General features: G+C 65.8%; 10 protein-coding genes. 5 read left to right on the top strand and 5 right to left on the bottom strand.

Annotation, left to right across the window (positions count from 1 at the left end; genetic code table 11):
• Positions 1–104: 104 nt before the first annotated feature.
• The 3 genes from glmS to IVA96_RS23455 all read left to right on the top strand — a co-directional run bounded on the left by glmS (position 105) and on the right by IVA96_RS23455 (position 3,741).
• Positions 105–1,931, top strand: a complete 1,827-nt coding sequence (gene glmS / locus IVA96_RS23445; protein ID WP_247419454.1) for a glutamine--fructose-6-phosphate transaminase (isomerizing) — start codon at positions 105–107, stop codon at positions 1,929–1,931.
• A gap of 84 nt (positions 1,932–2,015) precedes the next feature.
• A complete protein-coding gene (locus IVA96_RS23450) occupies positions 2,016–2,780 on the top strand; it encodes a DUF502 domain-containing protein (RefSeq protein WP_247275662.1) in 765 nt (254 codons plus the stop codon).
• 103 nt (positions 2,781–2,883) lie between these two features.
• Positions 2,884–3,741, top strand: coding sequence for an NAD(P)-dependent oxidoreductase (locus tag IVA96_RS23455; protein ID WP_247419455.1), 858 nt, complete (start codon positions 2,884–2,886; stop codon positions 3,739–3,741).
• A gap of 28 nt (positions 3,742–3,769) precedes the next feature.
• On the opposite strand, the gene IVA96_RS23460 is transcribed toward IVA96_RS23455, so the two are convergent.
• Together IVA96_RS23460 and recG are read right to left on the bottom strand one after the other, a co-directional pair.
• Positions 3,770–4,291, bottom strand: coding sequence for an AAA family ATPase (locus IVA96_RS23460; protein ID WP_247419458.1), 522 nt, complete (start codon positions 4,289–4,291; stop codon positions 3,770–3,772).
• Positions 4,292–4,516: 225 nt separating this feature from the next.
• Complete coding sequence (gene recG, locus IVA96_RS23465; RefSeq protein WP_247419460.1) at positions 4,517–6,625, bottom strand: ATP-dependent DNA helicase RecG; 2,109 nt, start codon at positions 6,623–6,625, stop codon at positions 4,517–4,519.
• Positions 6,626–6,814: 189 nt separating this feature from the next.
• On the opposite strand from recG, the gene IVA96_RS23470 reads away from it, so the two are divergent.
• Both IVA96_RS23470 and mfd read left to right on the top strand, forming a co-directional pair.
• Entirely contained in the window at positions 6,815–7,105 is a 291-nt protein-coding gene (locus IVA96_RS23470; RefSeq protein WP_247275659.1) for a succinate dehydrogenase assembly factor 2, read from the top strand.
• Positions 7,102–10,620, top strand: coding sequence for a transcription-repair coupling factor (gene mfd, locus IVA96_RS23475; RefSeq protein ID WP_247419462.1), 3,519 nt, complete (start codon positions 7,102–7,104; stop codon positions 10,618–10,620). The genes IVA96_RS23470 and mfd overlap by 4 nt, the downstream gene beginning before the upstream one ends.
• A 167-nt stretch (positions 10,621–10,787) precedes the next feature.
• Here the strand turns inward: mfd and IVA96_RS23480 are convergent, their stop codons facing one another.
• From IVA96_RS23480 to IVA96_RS23490, 3 genes are all read right to left on the bottom strand, one after another.
• Positions 10,788–12,011 carry a GGDEF domain-containing protein gene (locus tag IVA96_RS23480; protein ID WP_247419463.1) on the bottom strand — a complete coding sequence of 408 codons (1,224 nt, stop codon included), beginning with the start codon at positions 12,009–12,011 and terminating at the stop codon, positions 10,788–10,790.
• 84 nt (positions 12,012–12,095) lie between these two features.
• Positions 12,096–13,598 (bottom strand): class I adenylate-forming enzyme family protein, encoded by a 1,503-nt coding sequence (locus IVA96_RS23485; protein WP_247419464.1) that lies wholly within the window; start codon positions 13,596–13,598, stop codon positions 12,096–12,098.
• A 4-nt stretch (positions 13,599–13,602) separates the two neighbouring features.
• Positions 13,603–15,459, bottom strand: coding sequence for an extracellular solute-binding protein (locus tag IVA96_RS23490; protein ID WP_247419707.1), 1,857 nt, complete (start codon positions 15,457–15,459; stop codon positions 13,603–13,605).
• Positions 15,460–15,571: the final 112 nt, after the last annotated feature.

Here is a 15,571-nt window from a genome sequence, read left to right on the forward strand (position 1 = left end):
CTCAATCAGCAATAATTATTGAGTACCTGGTTCCGTAGGAGTTTCGCTAAAACCAACCGCGTCGTTTAGGCGATTTTTCGGCGATTTGGGGGATAGTGATCCGCATGTGCGGGATTGTCGGCATTCTCGGGCGCGAACCGGTTGCGGAGCAATTGGTGGATTCGCTCAAACGTCTCGAATATCGCGGCTATGATTCCGCGGGCGTCGCCACACTCGAAGGCAAGCACCTGGAGCGCCGCCGCGCCGAGGGCAAGCTGAAGAACCTGGAGAAGCGGCTCGAGGCGGAGCCGTTGCAGGGTACCACCGGCATCGGTCATACCCGCTGGGCCACCCATGGCAAGCCGACCGTCAACAACGCGCATCCGCACGCGACCGAACGCGTCGCCGTGGTCCACAACGGCATCATCGAGAATTTCCGCGAGCTGCGCGAGGAGCTCGAGACGAAGGGTACGGTATTCCACACCGAGACCGACACCGAGATCGTGGTGCACCTCGTCGACGATCTGCTCGCGCGCGGCAACAAGCCGGTCGAAGCGGTCAAGCTGACGCTGGCGCGCTTACGCGGCGCCTTCGCCCTCGGCTTCATCTTCGCTGGCGACGACGACCTCATGATCGGCGCCCGCAACGGCCCGCCGCTTGCGATCGGCTATGGCGACGGCGAGATGTATCTCGGCTCCGATGCCATCGCGCTCGGCCCCTTCACCGAGACGATCAGCTATCTCGAAGACGGCGACTGGGTCGTGCTCACACGCAAGAGCGCTGATATCTTCGACAAGGACGGTCACCCCGTCCAGCGCGACAAGATCAGGCACGCGGCCTCGACCTCGCTGGTCGACAAGGCCAATTACCGCCACTTCATGGCGAAGGAGATCCACGAGCAGCCCGAAGTGGTTGGCCATACCCTCGCGCGCTATGTCGACATGGCAACCGAGCACGTCGCGCTGCCGGTCAAGCTGCCGTTCGACTTCAAGACGATCCAGCGCATCAACATCACGGCCTGCGGCACCGCGAGCTATGCCGGCTACGTTGCAAAGTACTGGTTCGAGCGTTTTGCGCGCGTGCCGGTCGAGGTGGACGTCGCCTCCGAATTCCGCTACCGCGAAGCGCCCCTGCGCAAGGGTGATCTCGCCATCTTCATCTCGCAATCCGGCGAGACTGCCGACACGCTGGCGGCGCTGCGCTACGCCAAGGCCGCGGGCGTGCACACGGTCGCCGTCGTCAACGTGGCGACCTCGACGATCGCGCGCGAGAGCGAGACCGTGCTGCAAACGCTCGCCGGTCCCGAGATCGGCGTCGCCTCGACCAAAGCCTTCACCTGCCAGTTGATGGTGCTGGCAAACCTTGCCATTGCGGCCGGCAAGGCTCGCGGTGAATTGTCCGACGAGGACGAGACCAAGCTCGTCCATGGCCTCGTCGAGATCCCGCGCTTGATGTCGGATGCGCTCACCACCGAGGTGGAGATCGAGCGTCTGGCGCGCGAGATCGCAAAGTCGCGCGACGTGCTCTATCTCGGCCGCGGTACCAGTTTTCCGCTGGCGCTCGAAGGCGCGCTGAAGCTGAAGGAAATATCCTACATCCACGCCGAAGGCTACGCTGCCGGCGAGCTGAAGCACGGACCCATCGCGCTGATCGACGAAGCCATGCCCGTCGTCGTCATCGCGCCGTATGACCAGGTGTTCGAAAAGACTGTCTCAAACATGCAGGAGGTCGCCGCCCGCGGCGGCAAAATCATTCTGATGACCGACGCCAAGGGCGCGGCGGAGGCGACCGTCGATTCTCTCGTCACCATCGTCATGCCTGACATGGCGGCGGCGTTCACGCCGATGGTCTATGCCGTTCCGGTGCAGCTGCTCGCCTATCACACGGCCGTGGTGATGGGCACCGACGTGGACCAGCCGCGCAACCTCGCAAAATCGGTGACCGTGGAATAGGCACAAGGGATATCGGTTGGTCGCAGTCTTCCCAAACCTGCTAGAAGCCCCTAGCTTGTGTGCTGCGACCCATCTGGAACCCTAATGACCCCCCGCGACGACGCGCCTGCGCCACCTGATCCCATTCCGGAACCACATACCGGCCTGATCGGCCGTTTCCGCAATTATTTTCTGACCGGCCTCGTCGTGACGGGGCCTATCGCGATCACGCTCTACCTGGTCTGGTGGTTCGTGACCTGGGTCGATGGCGTGGTGCGGCCGTTCGTGCCGCTGGCCTATCGGCCTGAAACATATCTGCCCTACGTCATTCCGGGCTGGGGACTGGTTGTCGCGTTTTTCACGCTGACGCTGGTCGGTTTCCTCGCGGCCAACCTGATCGGCCGGACGCTGGTCGACGTCGGCGAGACCTTTCTCGGCCGGATCCCGGCCGTGCGCGCCATCTACCGCGGCCTCAAGCAGGTGTTCGAGACATTGTTCTCGGGCAAGGGCTCGAGCTTCCGGAAAGTGGGCCTGGTCGAGTTTCCTTCGCCCGGCATGTGGTCGATCGTGCTGATCTCGCAATCGCCGAACGAAGACATTGCGCGCAACCTGCCCGGACAGGAGGAACACGTCTCGGTATTCCTGCCGTGCTCGCCGAATCCGACCACCGGCTTCTTCTTCTATGTCCCCAAAAGCAAGATCATCGAGGTCGATCTCACCGCTGAGGACGCGGCCACGCTGATCATGTCGGCCGGCGTGGTTCAGCCGGGCTCGGCGCCAGATCCGAAGAAGGCCGCCGCGCTCGCGGGCGTCGCCAACGCCGCACGCATCGCGAATGCGTCTGCGCTCCAGCCTGCGAAAGTGGAGTAGGGCCATTCCCGCGCGGGATGGCCACATTCACGCGGGCGTTCGCGTCCTCTGCTACTGTCCGGTCGACTGAGCGTATCGTTCGGAATTCGACCTGGAGTGCATGATGTCCAAAACCATTGCGATCCTCGCGCCCGGTGCCATGGGCAGTGCCGTGGCTCGCCGCCTCGGCGAGAATGGCGCACGCGTGCTGACGTCCCTGAAAGGGCGAAGTGAAGCCACCCTGAAGCGCGCGGCGGACGCTGGCATGGTCGGCGCCGAGGACGACGCGCTTGCTGAAGCCGATATCATCCTCTCGATCGTGCCTCCGGGCGAAGCAGTGGCGCTGGCTGAACGGCTGGCCGCGCTGATCGTCCGGCGCGAGAAGAAGCCGGTTGTGGTCGACTGCAACGCCGTCAATGTCGACACCGTGCAAAGGATCGCGGAGATCATCGGCTCGGCGCAGGCGCCATTCGTCGATGCCGGCATCATCGGCTTTCCGCCGCAGCCGGGGGGCAAGAGCCCGGCCTTCTACATGTCCGGCGAGTACGCCAAGGACGTCGCCGTTCTGAACGACCTTGGTCTCGACGTGCGGATCGTTGAAGGCCCGGTCGGCGCAGCCTCTGCGCTCAAGATGTCCTACGCCGGGATCGTCAAGGGTCTCGCCGGCATCGGCTCGGCCATGGTAATCGCGGCAACGAAAGCGGGCGCGGCCGAGGCGCTGCGCGACGAGCTCGCGCTCAGCCAACCCGCGATCCTGGCTCGGCTCGAGATCGCGCTGCCCGACATGATCCCGAAAGCCTATCGCTGGGTCGCGGAAATGCGGGAGATTTCCGGATTCCTCGGCCCCGATCATCCGGCCAGCCAGATCTACGAGGGTTTTGCGCGGTGGTTCGAGCATCTCGCGGAGGACGCGAAGGGCGAGGCGGCGGATGCGGAGCTGTTGAAGTCGTTCGCCGCGCGCATCGCGCAGAAGAAATCCTGATCGCCTGATCTCACGTCACCACAATCATTCACTCGCCGTGCGCTGAAACGGATTCCAGAAAACCCTGGATATCCCGGTCGCGTCTCAGGCGCACGACCGGGACATCAGGGCCATATTGAATGCGCTCGGCCTCGATGGCGGGCACGCGCTCCGTGTTGTAGCGCCACGCCTCTTTCATCAGTTTCCAGTCGAACTGTTCCGGACATCCCTCGGGCAAATCGGGCCGTGCGGTAGCGCGATCGAAAGCCGAGCGCCAGAGAATGCGCCATTGGCAAAGCCAGCGCGGACGGTCGATAACGACCAGCGTATCGGCGCGCGCGAGCGTGAGATCGAAGGCCAGCCCCGAGAAGCTGCCGTCGACGACCCACGCATCGCCCGCGATTGCCTCAGCGACGCGCGAGCGAAAGTTTGCCTTGTCGGATGGCTTCCAGCCCGACCGCCAGTAGAGCACGTCGAGATGGACCACCGGCAGATCGAGCTTCTGCCCGAGATTTCGGGACAGGCTTGTTTTTCCGCTTCCCTGGGAGCCAACGACGATGATCCGGCGCATGGCCGAAGGTTTTCACGAAAACGCTCGCAACGAAAGATAGCACTCTTGGCCAAGACCGAGGCGGCCGCATCCTTCGCTCCCGCGAGACGATTGGTTGAGATGCGCAGGTCTGTGTCCACGCCGTCATTGCGAGCGCAGCGAAGCAATCCAGAGTCCCTCCGCGGCAAGATTCTGGATTGCTTCGCTGCGCTCGCAATGACGGGGAGGAGGCGTCCCGGCTGTAGCTCAGCCCGCTCCGATCAGCGGAATCGCCTCGTCCCGCTCATACAGATACAGCAGGCACCGCAACGCTTCGCCGCGCTCGCCCTTCAGCTTCGGATCGTCCTTCAGGATGCGCAGCGCCTCGTCGCGCGCCTGGGTGATGAGCTGGCCATGGACTTCCGAACGCGCGATGCGATAGCCGGGCAGGCCGCTCTGGCGCACGCCCAGCACGTCGCCTTCGCCGCGCAGCTTTAAATCTTCCTCGGCGATGCGGAAGCCGTCGGTGGTTTCGCGGATCACCTTCAGCCGCGCCTTCGACATCTCGCCGAGCGGCTCCGAATACAGCAGCAGGCAGGTCGAGGCTTCCGAGCCGCGCCCGATCCGGCCGCGCAGCTGATGCAATTGGGCAAGACCAAATCGTTCGGCGTTCTCGACTACCATGATGGTCGCGGCCGGCACGTCGACGCCGACTTCGACCACGGTGGTCGCGACCAGAAGCCCGATCTCGTGGGCGGCGAACTTGCCCATAACGCGGTCCTTCTCGGTGCCCTTCATCTGGCCGTGGACGAGGCCGACGCGCTCACCGAAGCGTTTTTGCAGGCTTTGGAAACGCTTCGTCGCGTTGGTCAGGTGCTCGGTGCCCTCGGCCTCGGATTCCTCGACCAGCGGGCAGATCCAGTAGACCAGCTTGCCGGATTGGAGCGCGCGGCCGATGCCGTCCATGACCTCCTCGATTCGGCTCATCGGCACCGCGCGGGTGTCGATTGGCTGGCGGCCGGCTGGCTTTTCGCGCAGCTCGGAGATGTCCATGTCGCCGAAATAGGTCAGCACCAGCGTGCGCGGGATCGGCGTTGCACTCAGCACCAGCACATCGACGGATTCGCCCTTCGAGGTCAGCGCGAGGCGTTCGCGCACGCCAAAGCGGTGCTGCTCGTCGACGATGGCGAGCGCGAGGTCCTTGAAGATGACATCGTCCTGGATCAGCGCATGCGTGCCGACGAGGAGGTTGATCTCGCCGGCTTCAAGCTGCGCCAACAACTCCCGACGCTCCTTGCCCTTTTCGCGGCCGGTGAGGATCGCAACCCGCATGCCGGCGCGCTCGGCGAGCGGGGCGATGGTCTTGATGTGCTGGCGCGCCAGGATCTCGGTCGGGGCCATCAGCGCGGCCTGCTTGCCGACCTCGGCGACCGCGGTGGCAGCTAACAGCGCCACTACGGTCTTGCCGGATCCGACGTCGCCCTGGAGCAGGCGCAGCATGCGCACGGGCTGTTTCAGGTCCTCGGCGATGGCCGCAGCAGCGCTGCGCTGCGACGGCGTGAGCGCGTAGGGCAGGGCGTCGATGATGTTGTTGCGCAGGTGCCCGTCGCCGGCATTGCGCACGCCGGCGGGGCGGCGCAATTGCGCGCGGATCAGGGCGAGTGCGAGCTGGCCGGCGAGCAGTTCGTCGAAGGCGAGACGCGACCAGAACGGCTGGTCCGGCAGGACGTCGGTGAGCTCGACCGGCTGGTGCACGCGCGTGAGCGCCTCGGTAACCGGAGGAAAATTGCAGCGGCGCATCACCTCCGGACTGATCCACTCCGGCAGGGCTGGCAGCTTTTGAAGGGCCTGCGCGATCGCGCGGCGCAGCGAGCCGAGCGCGAGGCCCTCGGTCAGCGGATACACCGGATCGATGCCAGAGAGCTTTGCAATCGCCTCTTCGTCGAGCACGCGATCGGGATGCACGATCTGCGGGATGCCGTCATACATCTGCAGCGTGCCGGAGACGTAGCGCTTCTCGCCTACCGGCAGCAGCTTTTCGACATAGCCGGGCTTGGCGCGGAAGAAGGTCAGCACGACCTCTCCGGTGTCGTCGCTGGCGTAGACGAGATAGGGCGCGCGCGCGTTGCGCGGCGGGGGCGGGCGATGGCGGTCGACGGTGACCTCCAGCGTCACCATGGTTCCCTGGACGGCGTCGCGGATTTTTGGCCGGGTCCGGCGGTCGATGACGTGGCTCGGCAGGTGCAGCAGCAGATCGACCAGCCGCGGCGTCTCGTTGCGGCTGAGCAGGTACTGCAACAGCTTGTCTTGCTTCGGACCGACGCCGGGCAGGCTGGTCACGGGAGCAAACAGCGGATTGAGCAGACTGGGGCGCATTCTCGCAACAATCGTCACGCGGGCTCAACCCGCGCATCCATCTATTCAAGAGGATGGATTGCCGGGTCAAGCCCGGCAATGACGACCACAAACAATTGCAACAACAAAGGGCTGACACGGCCGGTCCGAGTGGCTATATCCACCCCGCCCGGCACGTCCGGGCTTTCTGCGTTTGACTGGATTTGAGACATGACGGGAACGACACGATCGAGCAGCGGGCTCGACGACCGCCGCAAGCGGCTTCTGTTCCGCTGCTGGCACCGCGGCACGCGCGAGATGGACCTGATCCTCGGCCGCTTTGCGGATGCCGAGATCGGCAATTTGTCCGAGCCTGAATTGATCGAGCTCGAGCGCTTGCTCGAGGTCAACGATCCCGATCTCTATGCCGCGGTCACCGGCGACAAGGTGCTTCCGGCCGATGTCCCCGGCGCGCTGTTTGCCCGCATCAAGGCATTCCCGATCGCGGACGGCGACGCATGAAGCAGGGCATGAAATCACCGGCCGAGCTGCTGACGCCCGGCCGCGCGCTGACGCTTGCCAATGTCGCCGAGGGCGCCGAAGGCCTCGTCGTCTCCGATCTCGCCCGTGCCATCGCGGCGCGGCCGAAGAAGCCGGCGGTCAGCCTTGCGGTGGTCTGCCGCGACGGTCCGCGCATGCAGCAGCTCGAACGGGCACTGCAATTCTTCGCGCCCGATCTGCCGGTGCTGACCTTCCCGGCCTGGGACTGTCAGCCCTATGACCGCGTCTCGCCGCATGGCGGCATTTTGGCGCAACGCCTGACAACGCTGGCGCGGCTGGCTGCGCTCGCCGGCAGCGACAAGCCGCTGATCGTGCTGACCACGGTGAACGCCGTGGTGCAGCGCGTGCCTGCGCGCGACCTCGTCGCGGCGCAGGCGCTGTCGGTTGCGCCAGGCAACGTGGTGCCGATGGACACCATCGTCGCCTGGCTCGAGCACAACGGCTACAACCGCTCCTCGACCGTGCGCGAGCCTGGTGAATACGCCGTGCGCGGCGGCATCCTGGACCTGTTTCCGGCCGGCCTCGACCAGCCCGTGCGCTTCGACTTCTTCGGCGACAGCCTGGAATCGATCCGCTCGTTCGACGCCGAGACCCAGCGCACGCTGCTCGACATGCGCGCGCTCGACCTCGTGCCAATCTCGGAATTTCAGCTCGTCACCGATACCATCCGCCGTTTCCGCATGGGCTATGTCGCCGAGTTCGGCGCGCCCGAGCGCGACGACGCGCTGTACGAGGCGGTCAGTGAAGGCCGCCGCCATCCCGGCATGGAGCACTGGCTTCCGCTGTTCCAGGACCGGATGGACACGCTGTTCGACTATCTGCAAGGCGCGGCGGTCGCGATCGAGCCGCAGGCCGAGGATGCCGTCCGCGAGCGCTTCAAGCAGGTCCTCGACTATTACGAGGCCAGACGCGAGGCGCTGGAGCATCCCGGTGGCGGCGCCATCTACAAGCCGCTGCCACCCGACCGGCTCTATCTGACCGAGGAGGAGTGGGGCAAACGCCTCGGCGACGTCCCGGTGGCGCGGCTGACGCCGTTCTCCGTGCCGACCGACGGCACGAGTGTCGTCGATGCCGGCGCGCGCAAGGGCCGCGACTTCGCGCCGGAACGCAATGACACCACCGTCAATGTGTTCGAGTCCGTCGTCGCGCATGTGATGGCCTTGCAGGCCCAGCGCAAGAAGGTCGTGATCGCGCTGTGGACCGAAGGCTCGCGCGACCGCATGACCTCGATGCTGCGCGACCACAAGCTGGCCCACACAACCAGCGTCAACAGCTGGCGGACGGTGCAGGCGACGCCGCGAAACGAGACCATGCTCGCCGTGCTCGGCCTCGAAAGCGGCTTCGAGACCGACGAGATCGCACTGATCAGCGAGCAGGACATCCTCGGCGACCGTCTGGTGCGGCCGCGCAAGGCGAGCCGCAAGCTCGACAATTTCATCTCGGAAGTGACGAGCCTCGCCGCCGGCGACATCGTCGTCCACGTCGATCACGGCATCGGCCGCTTTATCGGCCTGCAGACCCTCGACGTCGCGGGCGCGCCGCACGACTGTCTCGAGCTGCATTATGCCGCCGAGACCAAGCTGTTCCTCCCTGTCGAGAACATCGAGCTGTTGTCGCGCTACGGCTCCGACCAGACCACCGTCGAGCTCGACCGCCTCGGCGGTTCGGGCTGGCAGACTCGCAAGGCCAAGCTGAAGAACCGCATCCGCGAGATCGCTGGCGAGCTGATCAAGATCGCGGCCGAACGCATGCTGCACGAGGCGCCGAAGCTGCCGGTGCAGCAGGGCCTCTACGACGAGTTCTGCGCGCGCTTTCCCTATGACGAGACCGAGGACCAGCTGGGCGCGATCGAGTCCACCCTGAAGGACCTCGAAAAGGGCCGCCCGATGGATCGCCTGATCTGCGGCGACGTCGGCTTCGGCAAGACCGAGGTGGCGCTGCGCGCGGCCTTCGCCGTGGCACTCGACGGCAAGCAGGTCGCGGTCGTGGTGCCGACCACGCTGCTCGCCCGTCAGCACCACAAGACTTTCTCCGAGCGGTTCAAGGGTTTTCCGGTCAACGTGGCGCAGGCCTCACGCCTCGTCCCGACCAAGCAGCTTAACCAGGTCAAGAAGGGCCTCGCCGACGGCTCCGTCGACATCGTCGTCGGCACCCATGCGCTGCTCGGCAAGGCGATCAAATTTCGCGACCTCGGCCTGCTCATCGTCGACGAGGAGCAGCATTTCGGTGTCAGCCACAAGGAGCGGCTGAAGGCGCTTCGGGCCGAGGTGCACGTGCTGACGTTATCGGCGACCCCGATTCCGCGCACGCTGCAATTGGCGCTCACCGGCGTGCGCGAACTCTCGATCATCGCCTCGCCCCCGGTCGATCGGCTCGCGGTCCGCACCTTCGTCGCCCCGCACGATCCCTTGATGATCCGCGAGGCGCTGTTGCGCGAGCGTTATCGCGGCGGCCAGGCGTTCTACGTGGTGCCGCGCATCGACGACCTCGCCGAGGTCAAGGATTTCCTCGACAAGAACGTGCCGGAGATGAAGGTCGCGGTCGCGCACGGCCAGATGCCGCCCGCCGTGATCGAGGACATCATGACGGCATTCTACGACGGCAAGTTCGACATCCTGCTGTCGACCACGATCGTGGAATCCGGCCTCGATATCCCCAACGCCAACACGCTGATCGTGCACCGCGCGGACATGTTTGGTCTGGCCCAGCTCTACCAGCTCCGTGGCCGCGTCGGCCGCTCCAAGCTGCGGGCGTACGCGCTGTTCACGCTGCCGGCGCAGCAGAAGATCACCGCGCAGGCCGAGCGCCGGCTCACCGTGCTGCAATCGCTGGAGACCCTCGGCGCAGGCTTCCAGCTTGCCTCGCACGATCTCGACATCCGCGGCGCCGGAAACTTGCTCGGCGAGGAGCAGTCCGGCCACATCAAGGAGGTCGGCTTCGAGCTCTATCAATCGATGCTGGAGGAGGCGATCGTCAACCTCAAGGCCGGCGTCTCCGAACCCGCCGCCGACCGCTGGTCGCCATCGATCACGATCGGCATGCCCGTGCTCATTCCGGAGGACTATGTCAACGACCTCTCGGTGCGGCTGTCCCTGTATCGGCGCCTCGCCGATCTCGACACCGAGGAGGAGATCGAGAATTTTGGCGCCGAGATGCGCGACCGCTTCGGCGTCTTGCCCGACGAGGTCCGCTATCTGTTCAAGGTCGCCGCGATCAAGGCGTTCTGCCGCCGGGCCAATGTCGAGAAGATCGATGCAGGTCCCAAGGGCGCCGTCATCGCCTTCCGCGACAATTCCTTCGCCTATCCCGATCGCCTGGTGACGTTCATCCGCAGCCACGGCCAGGCCGCGAAGGTGCGGCCCGACATGAAGGTGGTGTTCCTCCAGGACTGGGAGACGCCCGAAGAGCGTCTCGCCGGCACCACGGAGATCATGCGCCAGCTGGCGCAGCTCGCGCAGAGCAGGAAGGCGGCGTGAACCTCCGGCCTCTCCGCGTCATTGCGAGGAGCCCTTGCGACGAAGCAATCCAGAATCGTTCCGTGGAGAGAGCCTTGGATTGCTTCGCGGAGCCTGTCATCGGGCCGCGCTTCGCGCGGACGCGTTGGCTCGCAATGATGGTGCTTGTTGAAGGCGCTCGCTAAAAACTACGACGCCGCCCGCGACGCATCGGCGGAGAGCCGCCCAAGGAGCGAGCGCGCCGTATCCGATGCCGACAGCGAATCCACGCTGACCACGGGATCGCTGCGCATCTCGTGCTTGCCGTTCGCGGTGTGCCGCATCACCGCCGACAGACGACGCGCGATCATATGGGCGGTGCGGAAGTCGGTCTCTGCGAACACCACGATCACCGAACCGTCCTTCTGCGCCGCGCCAAAATCCATCTGCCGCATCAGGCGACTGAGGATCCGCGCGGCATCGAGCTGGGCACGGGGATTATTGGGATCGAAGGCGAAACGGGCAACAGAGAGGCCGCCGCCGCGGGCCAAGGTCTGTTCGACCGCCTTGGCAAAATCTCGGGCGAAGGCTTCCACGGTGAGTAGGCCGCTGCGTGGATCGATCCAGCCGCCGGCATCGATCGAGCGCAGCGTGCGGCTCAGCTGTGCTTCCATCGCATGCTGGCGGATCAGTGGCAGTGCATTGGCGGCGACCTTCACCGGCTCGCCGGAGATCAGCTCGAGATTGGGCAGATCGTAACTTTGCGCGAGCTGGTGTGCGGTGACGACGACGGGCAGGCTACGGAAGCGGGTGTCCTCGGCGAGCACCGTCAGGAAGGCATCGGTGACGCGCGCCGTAAAGCCTTCGGCGAGCACGACGCCATCGAGGTCGCGGGTGTTGAGATGCTTGGCGGCGGCTTCGATCGAGAGCGCGCCGATGACGCCGATGCGTTCGCCGAGCGCGACCGACAGCGCAGGATAGGCCGCGCCGCGGCCGATCAGGAGCACGGTGGCATCGCGTGCGGGATCGGCCGCGGGCAACGGGACCGTCGCTTCCGGCAGCCGGCGCAGCACGGTGGCGTGAAGGGTGCGCACACGCAGCGCGGCGCGGAGCCGCGCGATCAGGCGGTCGGGATTGCCGCCGCGTGAGGCGAAGGGCAGGGCGTTGTGCGGCAGCGTGCCCGCGGCATCCATGGCTACGAAGGGAAGGTAGGGTGACTGGCTCGCAATCTTCTTCGCGAGCGGAGCCATGTGCGGCTCGTGTCCGGCATGCATCGCCGCGAGAACGGCGGCCGGCTGCACCTGCTCGACCGCGCGTGCGGCGCTGGCCCAGTCGGTGTCGACCACGGGAAAGAGCCGGGCCTCGTCCAGCGCCGCAATGAAGGGCGGCCGTTCGGCATTGGACACAAACAGGATCGGGCCCGCCTGGGACATTGCAAACTCTGATCACGCGACAGATGCCGCACAATCTAGTTTGGCTGCCTTAATGCAGCGTCAACGGAACGGGTGGAACTGGGCCTAGACCTGCCCCGAGCGGTCACGAAAAGCCTCGACCATCAGGGGGTTGAGCCCGAGCTCGCTGAGCGCCTCGCGGGCGCGGGCATTGTCGTGGGCCCGGCCTGCCAGCCGATGGCCGGAGAGGCGGTCGGGCAGGGCGGTGAGCAGGGCACCCTGACCGAGGCGGCGAGCCCATTCTTGGAGATCGTTGGAGAGGAAGCGGTAGCCGCCGACGGCCATGATGCCGGAGGGCGGCGCGGTGATGCAGATTGCGCCGCTCGGACGGTCGAGCCGCGCGGCATAGCCGGTATCGACATAGTCGCGCGGCGGCTGCGCGACCAGCGTGTCGCCGACCGGCTGCGGCGGCGCGTAGGCTGCGATCGGCACCATCGGCCCGCGCAGGCCGAGCGTGCCCTTCGGGGTCAGCAGGATCTCGCCCGCGATGGAGGAGCCGGACTGCTCGCGCGGGGCGCCGTGCGGCCCCGGCATCACCGCGACAGGCATGCCGTCCTCGCCGCGGCGGGCGCCGAACAGGCCAGCCTCGCCGAACAGATAGACATCCGTCAGCCGCGCATGCGGCGCTATCCAGGCATCGCTTGCGGCGACCTGCTCGGGCGCGCGCCAGAGGCCGATGACGTTGCGCAAGGTCGGCATCCGCGCGGCGAGATCGGAATCGCCGAGGCGTAGCGCGAGCTGGGCAGGCGCGATCAGCACCTCGCATTTGTGCTGGTTGATCTGCTGCTCCAGCACCTCGCTCTCGAAGGGATGATGCAGCGCCAGCGTGCCGCCCGAGAGCAGCCAGACCGCCAGCGAAGAGGCTAGCCCCGCGAACGACATCGGCGCGAACGCCGCCATCACGGTCGCGCCCTGCTTGACGTCGGCCTCGAGCGACATCGCGAGGCCACCGGCGATCAGGCTGAAATGCGGCCGCGGCACCGGGCGAAAACCTTCCGCGGTGACGTCGAAAGAGATCATCGCCGCCTTGCGGCCGTCCTGGATCACGGTGCGCGTGCTGCCGGGCGGGCGGGCCAGCACGTCGTCGAGCGAAGCCATGCCCTCGGGCAGATCGGTGCCGAAGCCGCAGACGTGACGGATCGAGAATGCTTCTGCCGCTGCTTGCATCGCCAGGTCGGCATAGCTGACGCCATCGACCGTGCTCATGGTGACGATGGCGCGCGCCGCGGTGCGGTTGAGCGCGGCGGTCAGTTCCGCATGCCGCCACAGCAGCGGCAGCACGGCGACGACGAGGCCCGCGCGGTGGGCGGCGAGCACCGTCAGCACGAATTCGACCGTGTTGGGCAGCTGGATCGCGATGACGGAATTGGCCGGCAGGCCGGATTCGACGAAATGCGCCGACAGCGCCTCGATCGCCGTATCGGCCTCGGCGTAGCTCATCCGCCGCGGCTGGTGCCCGGTCACGTGCGTCTTGTTGAGGGGATCGAGCAGAGCCGGCGCGTGCGGCTGCCGGGTCAGCGTGCGCTGAAACAGCGTGTCGAGCGTCGGCGATATTGCTGGCTGGTTCACGGCGTCACTTTGCTTGATGGGCTTCCGGCTGCCCCTTCGACCACCAGGTCTCCGGCAGATAGCCGGACAGCGAAGTGGCCTTCGGCCGTTCTATCCGATTCCAGCGCGCGATCCATTGCTCGGATACGTTAAACAAGGGGATTGTGTAGAAGCCCGCGACCAAGGCGCGGTCGAGCGCGCGCACCGCCGAGACGAAATCCGCATGTTCACGGGCCTCCAGCAGAGCGGCGATCATGGCATCGACGGCGGGATCCCTGGCGCCCATGTAGTTGCGGGTCCCCGGATTGTCGGCGGCAGCGCTGCCCCAATAGAAATACTGCTCGTTGCCGGGCGACAGCGACTGGTCCCAGCGGTTCTGGATCATGTCGAACTCGTAAGCGAGTCGGCGCTGATCGAACTGCACGGGATCGACCGAGCGCACGGTCGGCTCGATGCCGGCGCGCTTGAGGTCGCGCTGGAAGGCGAGCGCGATGCGCTCCTGGTCGCGGGTTGTGACCATGATCTCGAAGGTGAAGGGCGCCTTGGTCGCGCGGTTGCGCAGCACAGTTCCGTCGAGATCGTAGCCGGCCTCCGACAACAGTTTCAGCGCGGCGCGCAGTGTCGCGCGGTCGCGACCCGAGCCGTCGGTGACCGGCAGGCGGTAGCTGCCGTCCATGATGTCGGGCGGGATCCCGGCGGCGAAGGGTTTCAGCAGCTCACGCTCACGCGCATCCGCAGGCCGGCCGTAGGCCGATAGTTCCGAGCCGGCGAAATAGCCGGCGACGCGCGAATAGAGGCCGAAGAAATAATTGCGGTTGACCAACTCGAAATCGAACAGCAGCGTCAGCGCCTTGCGTACGCGGATGTCGGCGAAGATCGGTCGGCGGGTGTTGAACACCAGGAATTCGGAAGGCTGCGGCACCCCCGGCTTGACGGTATCGCGGATCACTTCACCGCTTCGTGCAGCGGGAAAATCATAGCCGTCGTGCCAGCGCAGCGGCTCGTGCTCGACACGGAAATCATAGAGGCCGCGCTTGAAGGCCTCGAACTGGCCGTTGGCCTCGCGAAAATAGTCGAGCCTGATCTCGTCGAAATTGTAGAACCCGCGATTGATCGGCAAATCACGGCCCCAATAGTCGGGATTGCGGGTCAGCGTCACGCTGGCGCCGGGCCTCACCGCCGTGACGCGATAGGGGCCCGAGCCGATCGGGCCCGTCAGCGTTGTCTCCTCGAAGCTGGCGAGGTCCACCGCATGCTTGGGCAGGATTGGCATCAGGCCGAGGATCAGTGGCAACTCGCGGTCATTGGCGCCAGAGAGGTCGAAGCGGACGGTGAGGGGGTCGGGCGCCTCGGCCTTTGCGACCTTGGCGTAATATTGCCGGTGATTGGGACGGCCGTGGTCGCGCAGGAGTTGCCAGGAGAACAGCACGTCTTCAGCCAGCACGGGTTTGCCGTCGGAGAAGTGGGCGCGCGGATCGAGGTGGAACGTGACAAAGGTCCTGTCGTCGTTGGTTTCGACGGTCCTGGCGAGCAGGCCATAAAGCGTGAACGGCTCGTCCTGGCCGCGCGCGAGCAGGCTCTCGACCACGTAGCTCCGCACCTGCTGCACGGCCAACCCCTTCACGATGAAAGGATTGAGGCTGTCGAAGGTGCCGAGAACGCCCCACGTCATGCGTCCGCCTTTGGGGGCATCCGGATTGACGTAGGGCATGTGGGTGAAATCGGCAGGTATCGCCGGCTTGCCGTGCATGGCAATGGCATGGGCTTCCTCGGCACACGCGCCGCCTGCCGACAATCCGACGGAGAGGGCCAAAACGAGGGCCGGGGCGAGACGGCAAAGGCGGAGTCCGGGGCCCTCGAAGAGGCGCTGGAACATGAACATCGGCACACGTTGATTCGAGGACCGGCAGGCCTGAATCCTATCACAGGGAATTTCCCCTGGGCGCAGCTGTGGGTGTGGCCAAAGATGGCTGTCGGCATTGATCTTTTCGTCG

The sequence above is a fragment of the Bradyrhizobium sp. 159 genome (genome assembly GCF_023073795.1).
In the GTDB taxonomy this organism is placed as follows: domain Bacteria; phylum Pseudomonadota; class Alphaproteobacteria; order Rhizobiales; family Xanthobacteraceae; genus Bradyrhizobium.

Bases quoted from the DNA above. Each gene is read 5' to 3' on its own strand.
- IVA96_RS23490 (WP_247419707.1), bottom strand. From the start codon at position 15,459: ATGTTCATGTTCCAGCGCCTCTTCGAGGGCCCCGGACTCCGCCTTTGC.
- IVA96_RS23460 (WP_247419458.1), bottom strand. From the start codon at position 4,291: ATGCGCCGGATCATCGTCGTTGGCTCCCAGGGAAGCGGAAAAACAAGC.
- mfd (WP_247419462.1), top strand. From the start codon at position 7,102: ATGAAGCAGGGCATGAAATCACCGGCCGAGCTGCTGACGCCCGGCCGC.
- IVA96_RS23450 (WP_247275662.1), top strand. From the start codon at position 2,016: ATGACCCCCCGCGACGACGCGCCTGCGCCACCTGATCCCATTCCGGAA.
- IVA96_RS23480 (WP_247419463.1), bottom strand. From the start codon at position 12,011: ATGTCCCAGGCGGGCCCGATCCTGTTTGTGTCCAATGCCGAACGGCCG.
- IVA96_RS23455 (WP_247419455.1), top strand. From the start codon at position 2,884: ATGTCCAAAACCATTGCGATCCTCGCGCCCGGTGCCATGGGCAGTGCC.
- recG (WP_247419460.1), bottom strand. From the start codon at position 6,625: ATGCGCCCCAGTCTGCTCAATCCGCTGTTTGCTCCCGTGACCAGCCTG.
- glmS (WP_247419454.1), top strand. From the start codon at position 105: ATGTGCGGGATTGTCGGCATTCTCGGGCGCGAACCGGTTGCGGAGCAA.
- IVA96_RS23470 (WP_247275659.1), top strand. From the start codon at position 6,815: ATGACGGGAACGACACGATCGAGCAGCGGGCTCGACGACCGCCGCAAG.